Here is a 23,574-nt window from a genome sequence, read left to right on the forward strand (position 1 = left end):
TGTCCTCACGTGCCGCAGAACGTCTGAAAGTTCTCGCTGAACACCAGCGGGGCGGGCCCGCTGTATTCGGACCACTCGTCGCGCCGCTCGAACGGATGCGTGACCACTTCCAGCAACCTCGCGAAGGGACCGAGATCGCCGTCCGTGGCGGCGCGCAACGCGGCGTCGAGGTGGTGATTGCGCGGAATGTAGATCGGGTTCACGCGGTCCATCGCATCCGCGGCTTCCGGCAGCTCCACCCCCGCGTCCGCCAGAGCGCCGCGCCATCGTTGTAACCACAAAGCGGTGCGCTCACGAGACAACAGATTGTCCAGGGGTGCGGAGTCCCCGCGGAGTTCATCGGAGAGGGCGCGGAAGGTGCTCGTCCAATCGACGCCGTGGTCGGCCAACAGAGCGAGGAAGTCGTCGATCAATTCTTGGTCGACGGCTGCGCCGGCCAAGCCGAGTTTTGCCGCCATGCCCGCCGAGTAGTGACTCGCGTAGCGCGCATCAAAAGTGTTCAGCACTTCGGTCACCGCGGCAATGGCGGCGTCTGGTTCAGAGTCGATCAGTGTCAGTAGGGTTTCTGCGAGGCGAGCCAGGTTCCACTTCACAACGGCAGGTTGGTTGCCGAACGCATACCGGCCACCGCGGTCGATGGAGCTGAAGACTGCGTTCGGGTCGAATGCGTCGAGAAAGGCGCAGGGGCCGTAGTCGATGGTCTCGCCCGAGATCGTCGTGTTGTCCGTATTCATCACGCCGTGCACAAAGCCTGCGAGCATCCACTGCGCAACCAGCGAGGCCTGCGCATCCACCACCGCATCGAAGAAGGCCAGGTATCGACTGTCTGCACCTTGCGCGGGCAGATCGGCCACTGCCGGGTAATGGCGGGCGATCGCGTAGTCGGCGAGTGGCTGCAGGATCTCGCCCTGTCGAACCGCGAACTCGAAGGTGCCCACGCGCAGGTGGCTTGACGCAACCCGCGCGAGGACGGCTCCTGGCTCGAGCCCGTTTCGGCGAACGGCTTGTCCGGTGGCAACCACCGACAATGAGCGGGTCGTGGGGATTGCGAGGGCGTGCATGGCCTCGCTGACGAGGTATTCGCGCAGCATCGGCCCGACCACGGCGAAGCCATCGCCGCCGCGGGAGAACGGTGTACGTCCTGAACCCTTGAGGTGCAGGTCGAGGCGGCGACCGTCGTCGGTCATCAGTTCGCCGAGGAGCAGTGCCCGACCGTCGCCGAGGAGCGGCGTGTATCCCCCGAACTGGTGGCCTGCGTACGCCATCGCGACGGGCTTTGCCCCGGGTGGCGCTGACGTCCCGGATAGGACGGCGACTCCGTCGGCGGTGCGCAACGTGTCTACATCGAGATGCAGCGACTCGGCGAGTTGCTCGTTCAGCACCAGCAGGGTGGGGTCGGGTGCGGGAGCGCCCTGCCATGGAACGGTGAGTGCGGTCAGCTCGTCGGCGAATGTGCTCTCGAGGTCGGCTATCGCGGCCTTTGTGTCCACTGGGGGATGCGGTGTTTCAGCCATCAGCCGAGGGTAGCGATCGACAGTGGCGGGACGCCGTTTGCTTCTTGTCGGACGCCGACATCAGAACAGGCCTACGACGCGAGCGATGAGACCGATCGCAATGAGGAGCACGATGAACGAGATCACGCCGATGGCGATGATCGGCCCGGTGCGGCCACGTTGAGGCGGCTCATGATTCGGGCCACCGACACCTGTTTCGGCGGGCGGGGTGTCACCGGGAGTGACGCTGCCCCCGGCTTCGAGCCCCGTGGTGTTGTTGGGTTCGGGGTTCTGTGGTTCGTACTTGGAGTTCTCAGGAGCGTCAGCAGGCATGGGTGACGAGTACCCGAATCGACGATTGTGAACCAGTGGTGGCAGCGGTCCGGACTTGACTGCTCTACTTACCCCGGTATTTCTGTTCGTACGCTTCGTAGAGATGGGCATCGCGCTTTCGGGCGATCGCGTTGACAAGGTCGGGATCCAACCCGTGTTGGGCCAGCCGGTGACGGCGGTACACGCGGTTCAGAGCGATCGAGAACATGACGTACGGCAAGAAGATGGGAACCGTCATGTTCAGGCGGACGTAGATCGACGCGTCCACGAAGAACATCGGCGCGAGTAGGAGGATGCAGGGTATCGCCCAGCGAGTGATCATCCGCCGGGTGGCGCCGGGGCCGGCCTGGTCGTTGGCCACCCACTCACTCATGCTGTCGGGCAATTTGGCTCCGTAGCAGTACTTCACGTACTGGAAAAAGGCCGGTCGATCTGCCTCGGATGTCACGCTCACTCCACTTCTAAGTCTCCGGCGTCGCCAGGTGGGACGGCGTCGGTCTGAGTTCGATCGGGCTGAACCGGACTCGCCACTGGTGCGCACCGGCAATATATAGTGCGCTATTTAATAGCACGCTACGCCGATGGCAGGGCGGGAGCCAGTGATGATGATAGAGGTCACAACGTCGAGTCAACGAGTGAATAAGGCGCGATTGAATCGCGTGCGATGCAGTAGATTGGGTGTCAATTCGGGTCATCATGCGCTGCAAGCGGTGCTGACCGTTCGATCGAGGAAGAGTTTCGTGAGCACAAGTTCGAAGCAAGAAGCAGACCATGTTGATCCCCTGGCTCTCGAACGGCAGGTCTGTTTCGCGTTGGCCGTCGCCAACCGCTCGGTGCTGGCTGTCTACCGGCCGTTGCTCGAACCGCTCAATCTGACCCACCCGCAATACCTTGTGATGCTCGCGCTGTGGGAGCAGTCGCCGCGCTCGGTCAAAGAGATCGGCCACGCCCTGCAACTCGACTCGGCCACGCTCTCGCCGCTCCTGAAAAGACTGGAGACAACCGGGTACCTGACCCGCCGCCGCGATCCGGCAGACGAGCGATTGGCCGTCATCGATCTCACCGCACAGGGTCTCCGAGTCCGCGAGAAAGCACTTCTCATTCCCGATGCGGTCGTCGAGGCTCTCGGCGTCGACCTGGACACGCTCGAGCGGCTGCATTCGGTTCTCACGACTGTGAACGCCGCCGCACGGCGCTGAGTGCGCAAGGCGAACCTCCTTTTCCGAACGACGCTTGCTTTATAGTTCTGTGACTTTTCGTTACCTTTCCGTTACTTGCGGTCCCATCATGTCGACACATCGGCTGTCCACACTCGAGTTGGTCTAGCAAAGGCATTGCTACCGAACGTTTTTCGAAAGGGACACGATGGCTGCCATTCTGTTCGGATCAATCAGCACTCTCGTCGACACCTCAGAGTTTCAGCGTCGTGCATTCAACGAAGCCTTCGCCGCACACGGTCTGGACTGGACGTGGGACCGCGAAGAATACCGATCGATGCTGTCCGGTAACGGCGGTGCGCAGCGGATCGCCGATTATGCCCAGCTCCGTGGCGAGCAGGTCGACGCCGATGGGATCCATGCCACGAAGTCGGAGATATTTCAGGAACTTCTGAAGAACACGCCGGTCTCGCCGCGACCGGGCGTCACGGACGTGATCACAGCCGCACAGGCCAACAACGTCAAGCTGGGCCTGGTCACCACGACATCGCCCGACAATGTCGCTGCGCTCCTCGGCGCACTCCCGGACGTCTCCCGCGAGGCATTCGACGTGGTGGTCGATTCGGCCAGCGTGGACGCGGGCAAGCCGGACCCTGCGTCCTACCTGTACGCACTCGATCAACTCGGGGAGGACGCGGGGTCGTGTATTGCGATCGAGGACAACGTCGGTGGGGTGAAGTCGGCCAATGCGGCTTCGGTCACGTGTGTGGCCTTCCCGAACGAGAACACCGCGGGCGGCGACTTTGCACAGGCAAGCGAAGTCGTCGACACCCTCGACGCCGACCACCTGCGCGCGCTGACCAGCCGCCGATAGTGCCCCTGATCTGCGAAAGAAAGGTATCTCCGTGAGCGCCATCGAAGCACACGTCACTGCCACCGACCGCGCCTTCCATGTCGAGGGTTACGAAAAGATCGAGTACGACCTGCTGTATGTCGACGGGGTCTTCTCCGTGGACCAGCCGGAACTGGCAGACAGCTATCGTCGGTACGGGCGCTGCCTGATGGTGATAGACGAGACGGTCTATTCGATCTATGGGCAGGACATCCACCGGTACTTCGACCATCACGGGTTGGACCTGGTGATCGTTCCGGTCGGAATCGCCGAAACTGCGAAGTCGCTCAGCACCTTTGAGACCATCGTGCAGAAGTTCGACGAGTTCGGGCTCGTCCGAACCGAGCCCGTGTTGGTGGTGGGCGGTGGGCTCACCACGGACGTTGCCGGTTTCGCGTGCGCCAGCTACCGCCGCAACACGCCCTATATTCGTATCCCGACCACGCTCATCGGGTTGATCGACGCGAGTGTGTCGATCAAGGTGGCGGTCAACCACGGCAAGCACAAGAACCGTCTGGGCGCCTACCACGCATCGCAGAAGGTGTTGTTGGACTTCGCTTTCCTACACAGCCTGCCCGAGGATCAGGTACGCAACGGCATGGCCGAGCTGATCAAGATCGCCACGGTCGGCAACGCCGAGATCTTCGACATGCTCGATGAGCACGGACCCGAACTGCTGCGCACACGGTTCGGCCATCTGGACGGCAGCGCCGAATTGCGCGCCGTGGCAGACCGTCTGACCTATCTGGCCATCGAGACCATGCTTGAGCTCGAGGCACCGAATCTGCATGAGCTCATGCTCGACCGTGTCATCGCGTTCGGTCACACCTGGAGTCCGACTCTGGAACTGACTCCGCCGGCGCCGTTCTTTCACGGCCATGCCATAAATATCGACATGGCGTTGTCCACAACACTCGCCGAACGGCGCGGCCTCATTTCGGTGAACGACCGCGACCGCGTGCTCGGTGTCATGAGCCGCCTCGGCCTGGCTTTGGACAGTCCTTATCTCACAACTGAGTTGCTGGTGTCGGCAACCGATTCCATTCTCAGGACTCGCGACGGTCTCCTTCGAGCTGCAGTTCCGAAGCCGATCGGTCGGTGCGAGTTCCTCAACGATGTCACCACCGATGAACTGGCCGACGTTCTCACCGCTCACCGGAAGATCTGCTCGGAGTTCGACCGCGAGGGTGCAGGGATCGAGATGTTCACCGGTGCGCAACTGGCCGACATCGATGGCTGAGGCCGTGGCCACCGTTCCACGGCCCGTCACGCCGTCGACGATCCTCGCGGCCGAGTTGACGGAATTGTCCCGATTGCTCAACAGCGCACCAGATCTGGACCCGGGACTCAAGGCACGGTTGCGCAAGGCCAGAGATCTCGCTGCCGGACTGGACCCCTACCTCGACGAGTGCACGACCCCGCAGTCTCCTGAGCTGGCAGCGCTTGCCGAACGGACGCGAGAGGTGGCATGGGACGAGCATGAACCGGTGTCCGGGTCGCGGTCCCTGGAGCAAGAGATGCTGTCCGGGCACGTGGAAGGCCAGCTGTTGAAGTTTCTCGTACACATCACGCGAGCTCGGCGGGTTCTCGACATCGGTATGTTCACGGGGTACTCGGCGCTCGCCATGGCTGAAGCGGTACCCGCTGACGGGGAGGTGGTGGCGTGCGAAGTGGACCCGTTCGCGGCCGACATCGCCCGGCAGGGCTTTGCCGAGTCGGTCGCGGGTGCGCGCATCATCGTTGAGATCGGCCCCGCACTCGACACCCTGCAGCGCCTCACCGGTCGATTCGACCTCGTCTTCATCGATGCCGACAAGGCGGGCTATCTCGAGTACTTTCATCAGATCGTCGACAGCGATCTGCTCGCGCCGAACGCCGTGATCGTCGTCGACAACACGTTGCTCCAGGGAGAGCCCTACGCGCCGAGCATGACCAGGTCGGTCAACGGACAGGCGATCGCCGACTTCAACTGGATCGTCGCCGACGACCCGCGGGTGGAGCAGGTGATGCTCCCGCTGCGTGATGGAGTGACGCTTATCCGGCGAAGCGGCACGGAGTAAATGCGATGAGCCTCAACTCGGCGACACGCACCCTCGGTGCACTGGCCGCATTGCTCGGCACGCTGCCGGTGGATGTTGCGATCGTCGCCTGTGCACTGATTCGCCGGCCCGCGCGTCCGCACGCCTCACGGGCGCCGAGGCGCCGGACGGTTCTGATCACCGGCGGGAAGATGACAAAGGCACTCACGCTCGCCCGTGCCTTTCACCTTGCCGGACATCGTGTGGTGCTGGTTGAGTCGCCGAAATACCGGTTCTCCGGTCACCGGTTCTCGAAAGCGGTCGACCGGTTCCACTGCATTCCCGAATCCACCTCGCCGCACTACGCCGACGCCCTGCTCGATGTGGTCAAGCGTGAAGAAGTCGACGTGTTCGTTCCGGTCTCCAGTCCCGCGTCCAGCGTTCACGATGCCGACGCCGGCGAGTTGCTGGCCGGGTTCTGCGAAGTGGTCCACGGCAACTCCCGAACTGTGCGCACCGTCGACGACAAGGCCCGGTTCTCTGAGATCTCGCGTTCCTATGGGGTCCGAGTGCCCGATTCGCGGCGGATCACCGACCCACAGCAGATCGCCGAGTTCGACTTCCCCGCAGGCCGTGAGTACATCCTCAAGAGGATCGCCTACAACCCTGTCGGTCGGATGGACCTGCGCAAGCTCTCGCGCGAGACGCCTGAGTGGAATGTGGAGTTCGCGCGGTCTCTGGACATCACCGAGGACGACCCGTGGATTCTGCAGCAGTATGTGGAGGGGCAGGAGTACTGCACACATGGAACGTCGCGCTCCGGACGCCTGCAGGCCTACGCGTGCTGCGAGTCATCGGCCTTCCAGGTCAACTACCAGATGGTCAGCAGACCCGAGATCTATTCGTGGGTCGAGGCATTCGTCGGGCAACTCGGCGCCACGGGCCAGTACTCGTTTGACTTCATCGAAGACGTGGACGGCCGGGTGTACGCAATCGAATGCAACCCGCGCACCCACTCCGCCATCACGATGTTCGCCGGCCACCCTGACCTCGCAGCGGCATACCTGGACGACGACCACCCCATGATCACCCCGGTTCCGGGTTCGCGGCCCACGTACTGGATCTATCACGAATTGTGGCGGCTGCTCACCGAACCCGGCAAGAAGCGATGCTTCGGTGTCCTCCGCCGGGGTCGCGACGCCATCTACGAATCGTGGGATCCGTTGCCGTATCTGATGGTTCATCACCTGCAGATACCCATCCTGCTCTTCAGGAGTCTGTACCAGGGAACCGAATGGTCGCGGATCGACTTCAACATCGGAAAGCTTGTCGAGATGGGCGGCGACTGATGGGACCGCTGAATGTCCTCGTGCTCGTGGGGTCACCGGTCGATGAATTCCGCGCCGACCTCAGTCGTGTCTATGCGCACGGGTTTCTTGCCACGTTCTCCGGGCATGTCGACTACCGGATCGAGATCGCTTATGTGTTACCGGACGGGGACTGGAGGTTTCCGTCCGGCCTGACTGACGCGGATATCGCTGCATCGCAACCTGTGTCGATTCCCGACGCGATGACGTATGTCTTCGACCGGGGTTACGACGTCATGGTTCCCGAGATGTTCTGTCTTCCAGGGATGACGTCCTATCGCTCGTTGTTCGATCTGTTGGGTGTGGCCCACCTCGGCAATCGTTCCGACCTGATGGCTCTGAGTGCTGACAAACGGCTGACCCGCGCAGTGGTTGCCGCAGCAGGCGTCGCGGTTCCGGCGGGTGAGGTGCTCCGGGAAGGAGAGAACTACAGCGGCCACCTGCCCGCAGTGGTGAAACCTGTTGATTCGGACAACTCGATGGGGGTGTCGCTGGTGCGGGAGGGGTCCGCGCTGAAGGCTGCGATCGGCGATGCGCTGGTGTACTCCACGTCTGCGCTCGTCGAGACGTATGTCCCACTGGGACGAGAAGTCCGCTGCGGCATCATTGTTCGGGACGGGGAACTTGTTTGCTTGCCTCTCGAGGAGTACTCGGTCGACGAGTACGATCATCCCATCCGCTCTCGGGCCGACAAATTGGAGCGCAACGCGGACGGGCAGTTGTATCTGGTGGCCAAGGACACCGCCAAAGCGTGGATTGTCGACGTCGACGACCCGGTCACCGAGGTGGTGTGGGATGCCGCCCGGCGATGCCATGCCGCGCTCGGATGTCGTCATTACAGTCTGTTCGACTTCCGTATCGACCCGGCGGGGACACCCTGGTTTCTCGAGGCGGGGTTGTACTGCTCGTACTCACCGAGCAGTGTGATCGCTGTGATGGCCTCCGCGGCTGGGATTTCCGTCGAGGAACTGTTCGCCGGCAGCCTTCGAGAACTGGAACGTGAGGGGCGTTGATGCACCAGCAGGTACTCGATCCGATCGGAGTCCGCGTCACGGGGGCACCGCTCGACAAGTGCGATCCGGCACTCGCTGAGGACATCCGGGGACTCCTCGCCGAACACGGGGTGGTCGTGTTCGATGGCCAGAACATCGACACCCCAACTTTCCTCGCCTTTCTGCAATCGTTCGGCGAGTTGATGTTCACCGCGGGCGAGACCCCCGTTCCGGACTTCCCAGATCTCAACGTCATCAGCAATGTCGGACGTACAACTGCTCCGAGGTCCACATTCCACGTCGACACCACCTACGTCTCGCATCCTCCGGCGTATACGGCTCTGCGTGCGGTTCGTGTACCCGCCGTCGGCGGGCACACGTTGTTCAGCAACCAGTACGCGGCTTACGATTCATTGCCGTCAGACCTTCGGAACGATCTCGAGGGGCGGTTGATGACGCATGTGGTCACCGGTGTCGACCCGGGTGCGGGTGCGGAGACCTGTGCCGAGCACCCGATTTTCCTCACGCACCCACTCTCGCGGCGCGTTGCGCTGTACCTGACGGCTCCGGCCAGGTGCCGGGCCATCAGTGGCAAGTCCGCGACGGAGACGGCGCGCATCGTGCACCTTCTCGTCGCGCATTCGACTGCGCCGGGCAATGTGCTGACACACACCTGGTCCGGGGGAGACGTCGTGATGTGGGACAACCGGGTTGTGATGCATCGTGCCGATCACAGCGGTGTCATCGGCGACCGGGTGATGTATCGCGGAATGGTCAGATGATGGTGCAGAGTTCGCTGAACATTCACGCCTTGTTCGTCTGACGTTCTCCGGCGCACCCGAATCCCCGCTCCATGCCGCGAATTCCCCGGTCGCGGTAGAGACTTGAGGTATGACCCCACGTATCCCGCCAGCGGATCATGCGCGTTTGGTTGAGTTCGCAGAGCGGTGGTACCCGTTCGGGGGAGGCTCGGCCGAGGACATCTTTGTCGAATTCGGGCTCACCGTGGACGCTTTCTTCGAACGGTTGTCCGATGCGCTCGACGTCGGTGCCGGTGGTTTGTCCCCCGAGGTGCACGAGGCTCTTCAAAGGATTTGTAATCAGCGGCTGCGTAGCGCATAGGATCTACGACCATGCCGTCAGTGTCCGATAGCGTCAGTCCCAGCGAAGAGCAAGCGCGGTACTTCGCAGACCAGCTCGAGCGGTGGGCGGACCAACTCGAGGCCGAGCTGTCGGGCCGAGCGGCGGTGCCGGTTGCCGTGCAGCACGCCAAGCGCCGCGAGTTGTACGACGTCCAGCGCCAGATCAAAGCCCTGCGAGATCGCTTCCCGAATGCCTTCGAACCCAGGCGGCGCTAGCTGCGATTGCTGGTCAGCGGAAGGCTGGGAGACCCGGCAGGCGGCGAGAGGTCGTGCATCCGGTCGACCTGCTCCAGACTGATCCCCGTCGTCTCGACCCGGAATCTCCAGGTGATCAGGGCGCCGAGCATTGAGGTGCCCGCCAGGATCAGGACGATGACGGCCGTGCCCCATTCTTCGAGAAGGATCGGGAACAGGAAGGCGGTGAGGACAGCGCCCACCTTTGCCACCGAGGCCGCCATGCCTGCGCCGGTGCCTCGCAGGTGGGTGGGGAACACCTCGCCTGCCAACAGGTATGTCATCGAGTTCGGGCCGAGATTGGTCATCAGGTTGAACAACATGAACCCGGCAAACACCAGGACGATCTGCAGGGTTCCCGTCATGACCGTCGACAGGGCTGCGATGAGGAGACCGACTGCGCAGCCGAGGAATCCAAAGACCTGCAGTCGGATGCGGCCGAACCTGTCCACCAGGATGACAGCGAGGACGATGCCGATCAACAAGAAGGCGTCGATCATCACGGCACCTTCGGTGCCCTGGAGGTCGGCGTCGACGACGGCGGTGACGGTCGACTCGTTCGCGGTGGCCGTGCCCACAGTCGCGGCGATGACGGTAGGTGTGAAGATACCGATGCCGTAGGTGCCGAGGTCTTGGAGAAACCAGGGAACACTCGCGAGAATGGTCGACCGTCGCCATGGTGCGCGCAGCAACATTCCGACGCCGGAACGGGAGGGTGCTCCAGTGGCCGGATCGCTGCGGTCCAACGTCACCGTGGCGGGATACACCGGCTCCCGGGCAAGCAGGCGCTGGAGCTCGGCTTCGGCCTCGTCGACTCGTCCGATGTGGAGCAGCCAGTGGGGGCTCTGCACGATGAACACGCGCCCGATCATCACCAGCAGCGATGGGATGACCACCACGGCGAACATCCAGCGCCAGTCGGACAGCTCGTCTCGATTGCCGAGGATGAGCACGCCGACCAGAGTGCCCGCCAGCGCTCCGACGGCTTGGAAGCCGAAGGCCGCCAACACCCCTCGGCCGCGCACGCTGGTCGGCATCGTCTCCGAGATCATGGTGTGGGCGGTGGGGTAGTCACAACCCAGCGCCAGACCCATACCGATCAGGCACACGACGAGGCTGCCGTACCCCGGGCTGACGGTGACGCCCACCAGGAAAACCGTGAACAGCGCCATCTCGGCTAGGAACATCTGGCGGCGTCCCCATCGGTCGGACAGACCGCCGAGGGCGCTCGCGCCGATCATGATGCCGAGCAGTGGTGCGGCCGTTGTCAATCCGGCCTGGGCGGAGGTCAGGTCGAACTCGGCGGTGATCAGCGGCAGCGCCACCCCGACCATGAAGACGATCATTCCCTCGAAGAACTTGCCTGCCGACGCCAACAGCCAGATGCGCTTCTGCATCGAGGTCATCGCCCCGGCGGTGGCCGGTGTGCCGTCGCGCCAGGCCGGCACCTCGTCGATGTACTGCTGCACCGTTGTCGGGCGGCCATCCCGATCAGTCGCTGTCATCGGCTCTCGCCACCGCCCGCCCCTGTACTCGGCTACCCAGACGGGGGCACCCTACAACGTCACGGTGAACCCGGGTTGTCCTGCACAAGAACGTAATCGGCAGCGGCCGCCGCTTGTCGCGCTACTGGTTGTATCCGCTGACCGGCTGCTTCAGTGCTTCGAACACCCCTGGATGCAGACCACGTTTGATGTCACCGAGTACCTCAGACCGGGTGCTGGCGTTGGAGCGAGCCCACTCGACCGCCGCGGTCAGCACGTCGGCCTCTTCCGCGACCTCGTCGACCAGCCCTGACCGAAGTGCCTCTTCTCCGCCGTATCGCCGGCCTGTCATCAATGCTTCATGTCCGGCACGTGCAGGCAGACGCGCAGCGGTCAGCGCCAGCACCCCGGGTGCGTAGGCTGCACCCAGGGTGATGCCGGGGAAGCAGAGATAACCGCGGTCGGCCCGCATCACCGAGTGGTCGTGGGCGATGGCGAGAAAGGCACCTGCGCCGAAAGCGTGACCTTGCATCGCCGCCACCGTCGGCATCGGAAACGCCAGGAAACGCGCGAGCAGAGCCTGGATCTCACTCAGGCACCGGTCGATTTGGTCCGGATTCTGCGCGCCCCAGCTCAGGTCTGCTCCGGTGGAGTAGTACTTGCCGTGGCCGGTTGTGACCAGCGCGCGCGGCCCGGCCTCGGCTTCCACCTCGTCGAGCAGAGCATGAACCGTCTTGAGCCAGTCCGGATTGAAACGGTTCTGGGGATCGGGGGAGTCGTGTCCGCCGAAATGGAGAACCGACACCTCGCCGTCTTTGTCCAAGTAGGGCACTGGTTCTCAGCCCTGCGAGAACTTCGCTGGAAGCGGCCGCGCGGTCGGCTTGGCGAGACTGAACTGCATGATGTCGATGTATCCCTTACGGAAGTAATCGGCGCAACCGGTCAAGTACTTTACGTAGGTGTTGTAGGTGTCCACCGAGGCGACCTCGATCGCCTCGTCGCGCCGCTTCTGCAACGTCTCCGCCCAGCAATCGAGCGTGCGCGCGTAATGCAACTGCAGCGGATGGACGCGCTCGACGTTGAAGCCGGCTCGATTCGCGCCGTCCACCACCCACTGTGGTTCGGGCAGTTGGCCACCGGGGAAGATCTCGAACTGGATGAACTTCCCGAACTCCATGATCTCCCGGTTGATCGGCAGGCCCTTGTCCCGGATCTGGTGACGGTTGAAGCCGACGATGGTGTGCAGCAACATCCGGCCGTCGTCGGGCAGAAGCGTAGTGCAGCGGTCGAAGAATGCGTCGTAGCGTTCGCGCCGGAAGTGCTCGAATGCGCCGATCGACACGATCCGGTCAACCGGTTGGTCAAAATCCTCCCAGCCTTGCAATCGCACCTCTGCAGTGCGATTTGTGGCGGTCCGGTTCTCCAGCAATTCGCTGGCGTAACGATGCTGATTGCGGCTGAGGGTGAGTCCGATGACGTTCACGTCGTACTTCTCTACTGCGTGGAGCAGGGTCGATCCCCACCCGCAGCCGACGTCGAGCAGTGTCATCCCCGGCTCCAGGTCGCATTTGCCCAGTGCCAGATCGATTTTGGCGATCTCTGCTTCCTCGAGTGTCATGTCGTCGCGCTCGAAATACGCGCAACTGTATGTGCGGGTGGGGTCGAGGAACAACGCGAAGAACTCGTCTGACAAGTCGTAGTGGGACTGCACGTCATCGTAGAACGGCGTCAATTCGGTCATCGAAGGCATTCCTTCCATGCCTGCGGCGGATGCCGCCCACACGGGTTTGGTTTGGTTTCGATTCACCAGCGCGGGGCACGAACATCGGCGCAGACAGATTCCGGTGTCTGGCGGCGACCCGCGTTCTTGGAGCCGGTGTGACGGCAGTCACTTTGCCATAGAACGCACCGATTTTCCATTCATGGATTGCGCGCGTCCGATGCCGGGTGTTGGTTCGAGACCGCGGTGCGGATCGGTGGCACCCGGAAACGACAAGGACGGATCACGGGAAACCTCAGGTCTCCCACGATCCGTCCATGTCAAAAGGGTTGCTGTTCAGACGATTTTGTCCGTCAGCGCTGCGGGCACGTCACTTCTGGACAGACTCCAGGGCCTCGTTGAAGGTCTTGCTCGGCCGCATGACGGCGGTCGCGAGCTCGGGGTCGGGCGCGTAGTACCCGCCGATGTCCGCTGGTTGTCCCTGGGCCTCGTTGAACTCCTTGACGATGGTGTCCTCGTTCTCGGCCAGCGTCTTGGCCAGCGGTGCGAAGTGCTTGCGCAGTTCCTCGTCCTCGGTTTGGTCGGCCAGCTCCTGAGCCCAGTACATCGCGAGATAGAACTGGCTGCCCCGGTTGTCGAGTTCGCCGGTGTTGCGCGAGGGCCCCTTGCTGTTCTCCAGCAGCTTTCCGGTTGCGGCATCGAGTGTCTTCGCCAGAATGGTCGACCGCTTGTCGCCGGTCTTGGTGCCGAGGTCCTCCAGGCTGACGGCGAGCGCCAGGTACTCGCCGAGCGAATCCCACCGCAGGTGGTTCTCTTCGAGCAGCTGCTTGACGTGCTTGGGTGCCGAACCGCCGGCGCCCGTCTCATACAGTCCGCCGCCGGCCATCAGCGGCACGATCGAGAGCATCTTGGCGCTCGTGCCCAGCTCGAGGATCGGGAACAGGTCGGTGAGGTAGTCGCGCAGGATGTTGCCGGTCGCGGAGATGGTGTCGAGACCGCGGACAAGCCGTTCCATCGTGTACCGGATGGCCCGCACCTGCGACATGATCTGGATGTCGAGTCCCTCGGTGTCGTGATCGGCGAGGTACGTCTTCACCTTCGTGATCAGTTCGTTCTCGTGCGGACGGTAGGGATCGAGCCAGAACACCACGGGCATCCCCGACTCACGTGAACGCCGAACGGCCAGCGCCACCCAGTCGCGGATCGGCGCGTCCTTGACGATGCAGAGGCGCCAGATGTCGCCTTCTTCCACGTTCTGGGTCAAGAGCACCTCGCCCGTGGCGAGGTCGGTGATGTTCGCGACGCCGCCTTCGGGAACCTCGAAGGTCTTGTCGTGTGAACCGTATTCCTCGGCCTTCTGTGCCATCAGGCCGACATTGGGGACGGTGCCCATCGTCGCCGGGTCGAACGCGCCGTTGGTCTTACAGAAGTTCACCATCTCCTGGTAGATGCGGGAGAAAGTGGATTCAGGGTTCACGGCCTTGGTGTCCTTGGGGCGGCCATCGGCGCCGTACATCTTGCCGCCGGCCCGGATCATCGCCGGCATGGAGGCATCGACGATCACGTCGCTCGGCGAATGGAAGTTCGAGATGCCACGGGCCGAATCCACCATGGCCAGCTCGGGACGGTGCTCGTGGCACTTGTGCAGGTCGTCGATGATCTCTTCTTTTTTCGACGCCGGGAGTGACTCGATCTTGTCGTACAGATCGGACAAGCCGTTGTTGACATTGACACCCAGCTCATCGAACAGCTCGCCGTGCTTGGCGAACGCGTCCTTGTAGAAGACCCGCACCGCGTGCCCGAAGACGATGGGATGCGACACCCGCATCATGGTCGCCTTGACGTGGAGCGAGAACATGACGCCCGTCTTGTAGGCGTCTTCCATCTGTTCTTCGTAGAACTGGATCAGGGCCTTCTTGCTCATGAACATGCTGTCGATCACGTCGCCGGCGTTGAGCGTCACCTTGGGCTTGAGCACAAGTGTCTGGCCGCTCTCGGTCAGCAGTTCCATCTTGACCTCGCGGTCACTGTCGACGGTCATCGACTTCTCGCCGTGGTAGAAATCGCCCTCGCGCATGTGTGCCACGTGGGTGCGTGACGCCATCGACCACTCGCCCATGCTGTGAGGGTGTTTGCGCGCGTACTCTTTTACTGCCTTGGGTGCGCGCCGGTCCGAATTGCCTTCGCGCAGAACGGGATTGACCGCACTGCCGAGGCACTTGACGTAGCGATCGTGGATCTCTTTTTCTTCGTCCGTCTTCGGGTTGCCCGGGTAGTCGGGGAGTTTGTACCCCTTGGACTTGAGCTCCTTGATCGCGGCGAGCAACTGCGGCACAGAGGCACTGATGTTGGGCAGCTTGATGATGTTGGTGTCGGGCAGTTGGGTGAGCCGGCCCAGCTCGCCCAGGTTGTCCGGAATGCGCTGATCTTCTGGCAGGTAATCGGGGAACTCGGCGAGGATGCGGCTCGCCACGGAGATGTCGGTTGATTCGACGTTGATGTCAGCCGCACCGGCGAAAGCACGGACCACCGGCAGGAATGCGTGGGTCGCAAGCATCGGCGCCTCGTCCGTCAGTGTGTAGATGATGGTGGGCTGCTTAGCGTTCATAATTTGCTTCGTCTCCGGTTTCCGTAGCGTTTTCAAGAGGGGTTTTGCCCCTAGTTACCAGTATCACGGCGAATGGGACATCATGCGAGCAAAGGGGTGGGTGGGTGCTGACCGCCCGCAAACCGGTGTGTGAACGGCGGGCGATCGCGGACCGTTCCTGTCCGCAATCGGCCATAACGTCATGGGCGTTCAGTTCCCTCCCCGAAAGGACCACACCATGGCGGCACATACACCCCCGTCACCCTCAGCGTCCCCGTCACCGGCGAGAAAGCCGACATCCTGACGCTGCTCGCCGATCAGCGAGCGCTGCTGAAGGTCACCGCACGCGGCCTCACCGACGCTCAGTCCCGCACGCGGTCGACGGTCAGTGGACTCACCATCGGCGGCTTGATCAAGCACCTCGCCCGTGGCGAACGCGAACATGCCGCGACCATCCGCGAGCGCGACGAGAACGCCGAGTTCGACATGAACGCGGCTGTGGACGCGTACGCCCTCAATGAGGGCGAGACGCTCGCGGATTGGCTGGACGAATACGACCGGGCCGCCGCGGACTACGACCGTGTGATCGCGGAGGTGGAGAGTCTCGACGATCTGATCCCCCAGCCGACCGCACCCTGGCAGCCCGAGCGGGAGTGGTGGTCGGTCCGCAAGATGGCGCTGCATCTGCTCCGTGAGACCGCGCACCACTGCGGCCATGCCGACATCATCCGCGAGGCGCTCGACGGTCAGAGCACCATGTCGGCCATCTCCGGCGACATGGATTGGGGTGACGGACTCGGCGAGTGACCGTGGCGTCCGCTCGACCGGGACTGTTGTCCGGCGGCCGGTTGTCAGAGGCCGTGTGTCAGAGGCCCGTGATAGATGTCGGCCGTGACCTCTCCGTCGTCTGCGCACCCCCACTCACCGCTGCTGCAGGTGCGCCGGATCTGGGCCGAGCCGGAGGCCCAAGCCGATCTGCGCGGCCAGCAGGTGCTCGCGCGATTCCCCGACGCCGAGATCATCGACGTCGAGTCGCACTGGCAGATCCCGTCGTTGCACGGCAACGAGGGCAATGTCGATCGATGGGTGAGGGTCAAGACCGAAGATCTTGTCCTCGGTGTGAAGAAGTCGCTGACGGCGCGACCCAACGGGAGGTCGGCTGACTGGATCGCGCCGTCGACGGCCAACGGGTGCGCCATGGCCTGCGCCTACTGCTACGTACCGCGGCGGAAGGGTTACGCCAACCCGGTCACCGTGTTCACCAACATCGACGCCATCATCGGCTATCTCGGCAGGCACATCCGGCGGCAGGGCGCCAAGCCCGCGCCCAATCAGTGCGACCCGATTGATTGGGTCTACGACATCGGCGAGAACAGCGACTGCAGCGTGGATGCGACCATCAGCGACAACGTCGCCGACCTCATCGCGTTCTTCGCCAGACAGGCCGGCGCCAAGGCCAGCTTTGCCACCAAGTACGTGAACCGGGACCTGCTCGACCTCGACCCGAGGCGGGGCACCCGCATCCGGTTCTCGCTGATGCCGGAGGCGGACTCGAGGTTGCTCGACATCCGTACGTCGACCATCGACGACCGCCTTGCGGTGTTGAACGACTTCGTCGACGCCGGGTACCAGGTGCACCTGAACTTCTCGCCGGTGGTCCTCTCGGCCGGATGGCGGGAGCGCTGGACGGAGCTGCTCCGCCGTCTGGACGATGCGACGGATGAACGCTTCAAACAGCAGGCGGCTGTCGAGATCATCACGCTCACCCACAACCGCGACCTGCACGAGGTGAACCTCGGCTGGCACCCCAAGGCCGAAGAGGTGTTGTGGACTCCGGGCATCCAGCAGACCAAGCGGTCGCAGACGGGCGGTATCAACGTGCGGTATCGCAACACCGTCAAAGCCGACGCCGTGCACACGATGGTCGAGCTGATCGCGACGCACGCCCCGTGGCTGACTGTCCGCTACGCGTTCTGACCAGTCGGATCCGGATCGTCGCCGAGGGGGAGATGGAACTCGAACACGGCGCCTCGAGGGAAGTTCTCGCGCGCCGACAGGGTGCCACCCTGGCGGGTGATGATCCGGTGGCTCAGGGCCAGCCCGATGCCGTGGCCGGTCGACTTGTCGGTGAACGCGCCGTCGAAAATGCGGCCGGAAGGCATGTGTGACAAGCCTTTCCCTTGATCGGTGACGGTGAAGACGCCGAAGTCGCGCTCCCGCCGCACCGCCACCGACACCACTCGTTGCTCCGCCGGCCACTCCGCCATCTCCTCGATGGCGTTGAAACACAGGTTGAGCACCACCTGCCCGGTCAGCACCCGCTCGCACACCACTTCGACCGGGTCTTCGGCTGGGGCGTACTGCACGATGACGCCGCGCTCCCGGGCGCGCAGGTCGATGAAATAGGCACACTCCGCGACGATGTCGTTGAGGTCGGTGTGCTGCTGTGACTCCTCGAGAGTGGTGACGTACTCCCGAAGGCTCCGCACGATGTTGTTGGCCCGATCGAGTTGTCTGCGTGCATGTTCGAGTCCGCGGTGGATGTCTTCCTGCCCCGACTGGCTGTCGCCGAGGCGGCTCTGTGTACCCGCCAGGTAGTTGGTGGCGGCAGCGAGCGGCTGGGCGAGTTCATGAGCGATGGCCATGGCCATGTCGCCCATCGCGTTGTACCGGGCCAGATGATTGAGGTACTGGGCGTCACGGCGATGCGCTTGCTCGGTGAGGACGTGCTCGGTCACGTCATGACACAGCAGAAGAGAACCGCTGAGGTCGTTCTCGATCTCGATGTGCTGACAACTACCCGAATGCCATCGCACACGTCCACTCGGCAGAGCCAGCTCATAGCGGATGCTCTCTGGTTCACCGTGGCGCGCTGTGCGCCCCAGCGCGGCCTGCACGCTCAGTCTGGATTCTCCCGGGCGGCAGAAGTTGATGAACTGTGCGCCGACCAGGTCGTCGACCGACGAGTCGAGCAACGCGGCCGCTGCCTCACTGGCGTACGTGATCAGGCCGTCGTCGTCGAGGACAAGAATGCCTTCGCTCATGCTCCGTAGAAAGGCCGCCAGACGTGCCTCGGTTCTGGTCAGGTCGGCCTCGGTGCGTACCAGGTTGCTACGCATCAGCGCTTCGTGCTCGATGTCGCGGAACTGGACCATCACCACCGGGCGGGCGGACAGCTCGACGCGAATGGCGATCGCCTCGGTGAGGATGACCCGGCCGCTCTTGGCCCGGTACGCCCATTCGGTGACCGCCACACCGTTGTCCGCGGCGTCCTGCAGCCATTGGCGGCCGACCGACCGCCGGTACCGGCGTTCGCGGGCACTCATGTCCGGTGCCTTGAGGGGACGCAGTTCTTCCACGCTGAACTCCAGGAGTTCGGCGGCCGCCGGGTTGGCCCACAGGATGTCTTTCGTCACCGCGTCGTGTACGAGGACGCAGTACCGCAATGACCTGACCAGGCGCTCGTAGTCGCTTGCCGTCAATTCGGGCACATCCGCCTCCTTTGCAGGCCTTCAGCATCGGGTGCCCGGGGCCGGGGTGCAAGTAAGGAATTGCTTAGTCGCCACGCGGGAAGTCCCGATACCGCGGAATCGGCCGCGTCCATAGCGTTTGCGGCAGAGCGATTTCGAACGAATGGGAGACAGCGATGACGACCGAGAGCGTGACGCAGAAGGTGTCCGCGGAACCGGCGGGTCCGGCACGAGACGCGGCTTTTGATCACGCACTCGAGGTGCTCCGAGCACGTCGCGACGAGTTCAACGAGCAGCGGTTTGTGCCGAAGGACTACATCGAACTCCTCAAGCGCGCCGGGATCTATCGGGCCTCCACGCCTGCCGCGTTCGGCGGTGAGCCCGTGCCGCCCGCCGACTTCATGCGACTGATCGAGCGCATCTCCGCTGTCGATCCGGCCACGGGATGGGTCTCGAGCTTCGGTTCGGCGCTGGTCTACTTCGCGGCTCTGCCCGTCGAGACCCAGGAGAAGATCTATGCCGAAGGGCCCGATGTCGCCTATGCCGGTGGTCTTTTCCCGATGCAGAAGGCCGAGAGGGTCGACGGTGGCTTCCTCTGCTCGGGCGTATGGCAGTTCGCCAGCGGATGCCGCGGCGCGGACATCCTGGGCATCGGACTCGTCGGTGGGCCGGACACCGGAGGCAAGCCACTGACCGCCCTCGTCCACCCCGACGATGTGGAGATCGTCGACAACTGGTCGGTGGCCGGGATGAAGGCCACCGGAAGCCACTCGATCCGCGCTGAGAGGCTGTTCGTCCCCGACGAGATGACCTTCGTCCGGGGCGGGGCCCCGCAGGTCGACGAACCCCTCACCCGGTATCCGTCGCTGGCCTACGCCGCGCAGGTGCTTGCGGTGGTGGCGCTGGGCGCGGCCAGGGGAGCTCTCGATCACGTCATCGAGGTGGGGGCGGCCAAGTCGTCCATCACCGGCGGAGAGGCGAAGGGCAATCGGCCCGCCTACAAGTCGGGAGTTGCCAAGGCCGAGGCGGAGTTGCGGTCGGCGCGCGCGTTCTTCTACGAGACCTCCGAGCAGGTATGGCGCAAAGCTGTTGCCGATGAGCCCATCTCGGACACGGACCGCGCGATGTTGAGGCTGTGTGCAACACACGCCGCGCATGTCGGGCGTGCTGTGGTGCTGCAGGCGTTCGACCTTGCGGGCACCGGCGCGATCTACGAGACCCACCCACTGCAGAGATATGTGCAGGACGCACTTGTTCCCGCACAGCACGCCATGCTGCAGACCCATACGTACGAGGCAGCCGGCGCGCTGATCCTCGGGCTGGACGCCGGGATTCCCAGCTTCCCCTGAACCCTGCCTTCCCCAGGCATTGTGCAGCAGCAACATTCACCTCGACCAAGGAGTAGGACATCATGGCCACCGAGCCGCTACGCACACTCTTCTGCATCGGCAACAACCAGAATTTCTTCGACCTGCCGAAGTCCGAGATCGGCCCCGTCTGGGTCGCCATCTCGACGATGCTGTCGAACCTCAAGAACATGGACGGCGTCGACATCATCGGCACGTTCGACGACGATTCGCACATGGTGGGACCGTCGGACGGTTGGCCCTGGACGTGTTACGTGCTGGCCGATGTGCGTGATCAGCCGACGGTCAAGGAAGCCTGCAACCTGCTTCGCACCACCATGATCGGCGAGTACGCCCTGTGGAAGTACTTCAAGATCGAGGCCCGGATGGGCCGCGAGTTGACTATTCGCGACGACGTCGCACTTGACTGACCACACGAGCGCCGACCACGAGGTGAATCGATGATGCGAGACGAGCACGCCACACAGACCGGGATCGCGGTGGTGACCGGGGCGGCAGGGGGGATGGGCCGTCACATCGCCAGCCGACTGCACGCGGACGGCCATCAAGTTCTCCTCACCGACATCGCGGTTGATGCGGCCGAGTCGTTCGCGGCCGAACTGTCACCCGATGGCACCACCGCACGTGCGGTGGCACTGGATGTGGCCCACCGAGCAGAGTTCGCCCGCGTGCTCGACGAGTGCCGCGAACTCTGGGGTGTACCAACCATTCTGGTGAACAACGCCGCAGTCACCCAGGCTGCCGACCTGATGACCCTCGGCGAAGAGGACTTCACGCGGGTGCTGACGACAAACGTCAACAGCATCTTCTTCGGTTGCCAGATATTCGGTGCGGCAATGGCCGCGGAGGGGTACGGCCGAATCGTCAACATGGCCTCGCTGGCCGGTCAGAACGGTGGGACCGCGACGGGTGGTCACTATGCGTCGTCGAAAGGCGCGATCCTCACGGCCACCAAGATCTTTGCCCGAGAGCTCGCAGCGCAGGGGGTGACGGTGAACGCCATAGCGCCTGGCCCACATGATCTTCCGGTGGTCCGCGCCACCGTACCGCCCGAGAAGCTGGATGCGGTGATCGCGGGTATCCCGGTCGGCAGGCTCGGCGACCCGGCGTTCATCGGTGACGTGGTCAGTTTGCTGACCTCCGTCGGCGCGAGTTTTGTCACGGGCGCATGCTGGGACGTCAACGGCGGTCTCTACCTTCGCTGACCTGCCGTGGGAAGGACGGCGGCGTGGGGGCTCTAGTCGTGGTCGACGGCGATGTCGACGTCGAAGCGCAGGACGTCACGCACCAGCGTGCTGATGCTGTCCGCGTCGGTCTTGCTCTTGATCCGCGCGCGGTGCACGTCGACCGTCTTGACACTCATCCCGAGACGACGGGCGATGTTCTGGCTGGGTAGCCCCTCGACCACCAGCGCGAGGATCTGGCGTTCTCGAGGTGTCAGCGACGCCACCTTGAGCTGCACCGCCTGCTGCAGACGGAACTGCCGGAACCTGCTGTCGGCCTTCTCGACGCCCGCCTGCACCGCGTCGAGCAAGCGCTGCGGTTCGTATGGTTTCTCGAGGAAGTCGAGTGCCCCGGCCTGCAGGGTACTCACCGACATCCGGATGTCGCCGTGGGCGGAGACGAAGATGATCGCCACGTGGGGCGCAAACGCAGTCAGCTTCTCCTGCAAGCGGGTTCCGCTGATCTGGGGCATCCGGACATCGAGCACGATGCACGCCGCGTGGTCGCCGTTGTACGCCGACAGGAACTCGTCGGCGCTGTGGAAGATCCGCGGAGTGATGCCGATGCTGTCGAGTAACCAAGCCACCGACTCGCAGAGTTCGGGGTCGTCATCGACAACGTAGACCGTTGCCGGTCGTGGGTCATCGGTTGGCTGATCGGACATTTCTCCTCGGATCTCCGCATCTCGAACCTGGCAATGGAGACGAGTCGACTCTACCCTCTCTGCTGCGCGTCAGCCCTGAACCGGCGGCAGAGACCGTAGGACGGCTTCGAGGGCAATCGCAACGTCGAAGAGCTCGCCCTCGTGGCCAGGATGGCCGATGAGTTGCAGTCCGAGTGGAAGCCCGGCGACAGTACGTGCACCGGGCACGGTCACCACCGGGGCCCCGAGTAACTGCCACGGCCGACTCAAGACAGGCGATCCGGTGGCAGCGAGGCCGGCGGGTGCCGGCCCGAGTGCGGCCGGGCCGACGATGATCGATCGCCCGATGCGGTCCACGAGTTGCTCTCGCAAACGCTCACGTCGGTCGAGGGCGGCATCACGGTCACCTTCTGATGTGTTCCGGCCGTCGTCGATCAGCTGTCGAAGAGGATCGCTCAGAGTCTGGGAGTGCTGGTTGTACACGGCGTCGAGCGTGATGGCCGCTTCATGGGCCATCACGGTGAGGTGATCTCGGGCGAGCTCACGCACCTGATCATCCCACTCCAAACGTGCAGTCGCACGGCCTGCTTCACGGAAGAGCGTGGGCGCCTGCTCGATCAATCGCGCCATCGGCGGTTCGATGTCCCCGAGTGCCGTTCCGTCCCAGACGAATACGGTGTTGGTGTCTGTGCTGCTCGGCTGCAGTTCCCGGCCGGTGAACGACGAGTACACGTACGCCAGGTCGGACACCGTACGGGTGAGCATCCCCAGCGAATCGAGCGATTCGCTCAATCCGCACACACCCGCCAGGTCGGTTGTGCCGTGCGCGAATACCATTCCTGCCGCGCCGCAGAACGACGCCGGACGGGTGAGTGACCCTGCGGTTTGGGTACCCAAGGCAAGCGGCACCGCGCCGGCTCCCACGGCAGCCGCGGAGCCGCTCGAAGAACCGCCAGGCGTGTGATCGATCGCGAAGGGGTTTCGCGTCGGACCTGGTGCGAAGTACCCGAATTCGGTTGTGACGGTTTTGCCCTGGACCACGGCGCCGAGCTCGCGCAGCCGGGCGACGCAGGGTGCGTCGGCGAGGACAGGGTCGGCCGACGTGGTCGACGATCCGGCGCGCGTAGGGATTCCGGCGACGTCGATGAGGTCCTTGACCCCCACGGAGACTCCGCGCAGTGGCAGTGAGCCGTTGTCCCGATCCCGGTCCCGGTCTCGTTCGCGTGCTTCGTCCACCGTCTCGGTCGACAGGTGAACCCAAGCCGCGATACGCGTTTCGGCGGCTTCGATCTCCTGGCGGACTGCTGAGGCGAGTTCCTCGGCGGTCACGTCACCGTTGCCGACGGCGGCCGCCTGATCCTCGATCGACCGTGTCAGGTGCTCAGCGATCACCATTGTCTCCTCCATCTCCGGTGCCGCCAGTGTGCCCGCCCGCGGCGACGGGGAACAGT

24 protein-coding genes are annotated in these 23,574 nt (G+C 63.7%); 14 read left to right on the forward strand and 10 right to left on the reverse strand.

The annotated features are described in order from the left end of the window. Positions 1 to 5 precede the first annotated feature (5 nt). The 3 genes from MVA47_RS09790 to MVA47_RS09800 form a co-directional block, all read right to left on the reverse strand. Positions 6 to 1,514 (reverse strand): YdiU family protein, encoded by a 1,509-nt coding sequence (locus MVA47_RS09790; protein WP_247207674.1) that lies wholly within the window; start codon positions 1,512 to 1,514, stop codon positions 6 to 8. 60 nt (positions 1,515 to 1,574) lie between these two features. Then, positions 1,575 to 1,826, reverse strand: a complete 252-nt coding sequence (locus tag MVA47_RS09795) for a DUF6480 family protein (protein WP_247207675.1) — start codon at positions 1,824 to 1,826, stop codon at positions 1,575 to 1,577. 64 nt (positions 1,827 to 1,890) lie between these two features. After that, positions 1,891 to 2,280, reverse strand: a complete 390-nt coding sequence (locus tag MVA47_RS09800) for a DUF5313 domain-containing protein (protein ID WP_374474153.1) — start codon at positions 2,278 to 2,280, stop codon at positions 1,891 to 1,893. A 286-nt stretch (positions 2,281 to 2,566) separates the two neighbouring features. Between MVA47_RS09800 and MVA47_RS09805 the strand changes: the two genes are divergently transcribed. The 9 genes from MVA47_RS09805 (at position 2,567) to MVA47_RS09845 (ending at position 9,610) form a co-directional block, all read left to right on the forward strand. Beyond that, positions 2,567 to 3,025 carry a MarR family winged helix-turn-helix transcriptional regulator gene (locus MVA47_RS09805; RefSeq protein ID WP_247207677.1) on the forward strand — a complete coding sequence of 153 codons (459 nt, stop codon included), beginning with the start codon at positions 2,567 to 2,569 and terminating at the stop codon, positions 3,023 to 3,025. Positions 3,026 to 3,191: 166 nt separating this feature from the next. Then, on the forward strand, positions 3,192 to 3,857 hold the full coding sequence (locus tag MVA47_RS09810) for an HAD family phosphatase (RefSeq protein ID WP_247207679.1): 666 nt from the start codon (positions 3,192 to 3,194) through the stop codon (positions 3,855 to 3,857). A 31-nt stretch (positions 3,858 to 3,888) separates the two neighbouring features. Beyond that, on the forward strand, positions 3,889 to 5,115 hold the full coding sequence (locus MVA47_RS09815) for a sedoheptulose 7-phosphate cyclase (protein ID WP_247207680.1): 1,227 nt from the start codon (positions 3,889 to 3,891) through the stop codon (positions 5,113 to 5,115). Continuing rightward, positions 5,108 to 5,935, forward strand: a complete 828-nt coding sequence (locus MVA47_RS09820) for an O-methyltransferase (protein ID WP_247207682.1) — start codon at positions 5,108 to 5,110, stop codon at positions 5,933 to 5,935. The genes MVA47_RS09815 and MVA47_RS09820 overlap by 8 nt, the downstream gene beginning before the upstream one ends. Positions 5,936 to 5,940: 5 nt before the next feature. Next, a complete protein-coding gene (locus tag MVA47_RS09825) occupies positions 5,941 to 7,242 on the forward strand; it encodes an ATP-grasp enzyme (RefSeq protein WP_247207684.1) in 1,302 nt (433 codons plus the stop codon). After that, positions 7,242 to 8,273 carry a D-alanine--D-alanine ligase gene (locus tag MVA47_RS09830; RefSeq protein WP_247207685.1) on the forward strand — a complete coding sequence of 344 codons (1,032 nt, stop codon included), beginning with the start codon at positions 7,242 to 7,244 and terminating at the stop codon, positions 8,271 to 8,273. Before MVA47_RS09825 ends, MVA47_RS09830 begins: the two co-directional genes overlap by 1 nt. Beyond that, positions 8,273 to 9,034 carry a TauD/TfdA family dioxygenase gene (locus MVA47_RS09835; RefSeq protein ID WP_247207686.1) on the forward strand — a complete coding sequence of 254 codons (762 nt, stop codon included), beginning with the start codon at positions 8,273 to 8,275 and terminating at the stop codon, positions 9,032 to 9,034. Before MVA47_RS09830 ends, MVA47_RS09835 begins: the two co-directional genes overlap by 1 nt. 145 nt (positions 9,035 to 9,179) lie before the next feature. Continuing rightward, positions 9,180 to 9,374 carry a hypothetical protein gene (locus MVA47_RS09840; RefSeq protein WP_247207687.1) on the forward strand — a complete coding sequence of 65 codons (195 nt, stop codon included), beginning with the start codon at positions 9,180 to 9,182 and terminating at the stop codon, positions 9,372 to 9,374. Positions 9,375 to 9,394: 20 nt separating this feature from the next. Beyond that, the gene (locus MVA47_RS09845) at positions 9,395 to 9,610 is read left to right on the forward strand and encodes a hypothetical protein (protein ID WP_023957184.1); all 216 of its coding nucleotides are present in this window, start codon (positions 9,395 to 9,397) and stop codon (positions 9,608 to 9,610) included. On the opposite strand, the gene MVA47_RS09850 is transcribed toward MVA47_RS09845, so the two are convergent. The 4 genes from MVA47_RS09850 to MVA47_RS09865 all read right to left on the reverse strand — a co-directional run bounded on the left by MVA47_RS09850 (position 9,607) and on the right by MVA47_RS09865 (position 15,440). Then, positions 9,607 to 11,133 (reverse strand): MFS transporter, encoded by a 1,527-nt coding sequence (locus MVA47_RS09850; protein ID WP_247207688.1) that lies wholly within the window; start codon positions 11,131 to 11,133, stop codon positions 9,607 to 9,609. The genes MVA47_RS09845 and MVA47_RS09850 overlap by 4 nt on opposite strands. A gap of 121 nt (positions 11,134 to 11,254) precedes the next feature. Next, positions 11,255 to 11,944, reverse strand: coding sequence for an enoyl-CoA hydratase/isomerase family protein (locus MVA47_RS09855; RefSeq protein WP_247207689.1), 690 nt, complete (start codon positions 11,942 to 11,944; stop codon positions 11,255 to 11,257). A 6-nt stretch (positions 11,945 to 11,950) separates the two neighbouring features. Further along, positions 11,951 to 12,853: a cyclopropane mycolic acid synthase family methyltransferase gene (locus MVA47_RS09860; RefSeq protein ID WP_247207690.1), complete on the reverse strand. Its 903-nt coding sequence runs from the start codon at positions 12,851 to 12,853 to the stop codon at positions 11,951 to 11,953. Positions 12,854 to 13,202: 349 nt separating this feature from the next. Beyond that, positions 13,203 to 15,440: an NADP-dependent isocitrate dehydrogenase gene (locus MVA47_RS09865; RefSeq protein ID WP_247207691.1), complete on the reverse strand. Its 2,238-nt coding sequence runs from the start codon at positions 15,438 to 15,440 to the stop codon at positions 13,203 to 13,205. Positions 15,441 to 15,716: 276 nt separating this feature from the next. On the opposite strand from MVA47_RS09865, the gene MVA47_RS09870 reads away from it, so the two are divergent. Next, a complete protein-coding gene (locus MVA47_RS09870; RefSeq protein ID WP_247210701.1) occupies positions 15,717 to 16,226 on the forward strand; it encodes a DinB family protein in 510 nt (169 codons plus the stop codon). Positions 16,227 to 16,310: 84 nt separating this feature from the next. Further along, positions 16,311 to 17,396: a spore photoproduct lyase family protein gene (locus MVA47_RS09875; protein WP_247207693.1), complete on the forward strand. Its 1,086-nt coding sequence runs from the start codon at positions 16,311 to 16,313 to the stop codon at positions 17,394 to 17,396. On the opposite strand, the gene MVA47_RS09880 is transcribed toward MVA47_RS09875, so the two are convergent. Next, entirely contained in the window at positions 17,384 to 18,910 is a 1,527-nt protein-coding gene (locus MVA47_RS09880; RefSeq protein ID WP_247207694.1) for a PAS domain-containing sensor histidine kinase, read from the reverse strand. The two genes, MVA47_RS09875 and MVA47_RS09880, sit on opposite strands and share 13 nt — an antisense overlap. 155 nt (positions 18,911 to 19,065) lie before the next feature. Between MVA47_RS09880 and MVA47_RS09885 the strand changes: the two genes are divergently transcribed. The 3 genes from MVA47_RS09885 (at position 19,066) to MVA47_RS09895 (ending at position 21,461) form a co-directional block, all read left to right on the forward strand. Beyond that, positions 19,066 to 20,238 (forward strand): acyl-CoA dehydrogenase family protein, encoded by a 1,173-nt coding sequence (locus MVA47_RS09885; RefSeq protein WP_247207696.1) that lies wholly within the window; start codon positions 19,066 to 19,068, stop codon positions 20,236 to 20,238. A gap of 62 nt (positions 20,239 to 20,300) precedes the next feature. Further along, a complete protein-coding gene (locus MVA47_RS09890; protein ID WP_023957167.1) occupies positions 20,301 to 20,666 on the forward strand; it encodes a hypothetical protein in 366 nt (121 codons plus the stop codon). Between the two features lie 30 nt (positions 20,667 to 20,696). Further along, a complete protein-coding gene (locus MVA47_RS09895) occupies positions 20,697 to 21,461 on the forward strand; it encodes an SDR family NAD(P)-dependent oxidoreductase (RefSeq protein WP_247207697.1) in 765 nt (254 codons plus the stop codon). A 32-nt stretch (positions 21,462 to 21,493) separates the two neighbouring features. Here MVA47_RS09895 and MVA47_RS09900 read toward each other — a convergent pair whose 3' ends face one another. Both MVA47_RS09900 and MVA47_RS09905 read right to left on the reverse strand, forming a co-directional pair. Continuing rightward, entirely contained in the window at positions 21,494 to 22,144 is a 651-nt protein-coding gene (locus tag MVA47_RS09900; RefSeq protein ID WP_247207698.1) for a response regulator transcription factor, read from the reverse strand. Between the two features lie 69 nt (positions 22,145 to 22,213). Beyond that, positions 22,214 to 23,518, reverse strand: coding sequence for an amidase (locus MVA47_RS09905; protein WP_247207699.1), 1,305 nt, complete (start codon positions 23,516 to 23,518; stop codon positions 22,214 to 22,216). Positions 23,519 to 23,574 lie beyond the last annotated feature (56 nt).

It is taken from the genome of Williamsia sp. DF01-3 (assembly GCF_023051145.1).
Lineage (GTDB): Bacteria > Actinomycetota > Actinomycetes > Mycobacteriales > Mycobacteriaceae > Williamsia.

Coding starts and splice junctions, on each gene's coding strand:
- MVA47_RS09905 (WP_247207699.1), bottom strand. CDS start 23,518: ATGGTGATCGCTGAGCACCTGACACGGTCGATCGAGGATCAGGCGGCC.
- MVA47_RS09825 (WP_247207684.1), top strand. CDS start 5,941: ATGAGCCTCAACTCGGCGACACGCACCCTCGGTGCACTGGCCGCATTG.
- MVA47_RS09860 (WP_247207690.1), bottom strand. CDS start 12,853: ATGACCGAATTGACGCCGTTCTACGATGACGTGCAGTCCCACTACGAC.
- MVA47_RS09885 (WP_247207696.1), top strand. CDS start 19,066: ATGACGACCGAGAGCGTGACGCAGAAGGTGTCCGCGGAACCGGCGGGT.
- MVA47_RS09865 (WP_247207691.1), bottom strand. CDS start 15,440: ATGAACGCTAAGCAGCCCACCATCATCTACACACTGACGGACGAGGCG.
- MVA47_RS09830 (WP_247207685.1), top strand. CDS start 7,242: ATGGGACCGCTGAATGTCCTCGTGCTCGTGGGGTCACCGGTCGATGAA.
- MVA47_RS09850 (WP_247207688.1), bottom strand. CDS start 11,133: ATGACAGCGACTGATCGGGATGGCCGCCCGACAACGGTGCAGCAGTAC.
- MVA47_RS09890 (WP_023957167.1), top strand. CDS start 20,301: ATGGCCACCGAGCCGCTACGCACACTCTTCTGCATCGGCAACAACCAG.
- MVA47_RS09795 (WP_247207675.1), bottom strand. CDS start 1,826: ATGCCTGCTGACGCTCCTGAGAACTCCAAGTACGAACCACAGAACCCC.
- MVA47_RS09790 (WP_247207674.1), bottom strand. CDS start 1,514: ATGGCTGAAACACCGCATCCCCCAGTGGACACAAAGGCCGCGATAGCC.
- MVA47_RS09895 (WP_247207697.1), top strand. CDS start 20,697: ATGATGCGAGACGAGCACGCCACACAGACCGGGATCGCGGTGGTGACC.
- MVA47_RS09810 (WP_247207679.1), top strand. CDS start 3,192: ATGGCTGCCATTCTGTTCGGATCAATCAGCACTCTCGTCGACACCTCA.
- MVA47_RS09900 (WP_247207698.1), bottom strand. CDS start 22,144: ATGTCCGATCAGCCAACCGATGACCCACGACCGGCAACGGTCTACGTT.
- MVA47_RS09820 (WP_247207682.1), top strand. CDS start 5,108: ATGGCTGAGGCCGTGGCCACCGTTCCACGGCCCGTCACGCCGTCGACG.
- MVA47_RS09835 (WP_247207686.1), top strand. CDS start 8,273: ATGCACCAGCAGGTACTCGATCCGATCGGAGTCCGCGTCACGGGGGCA.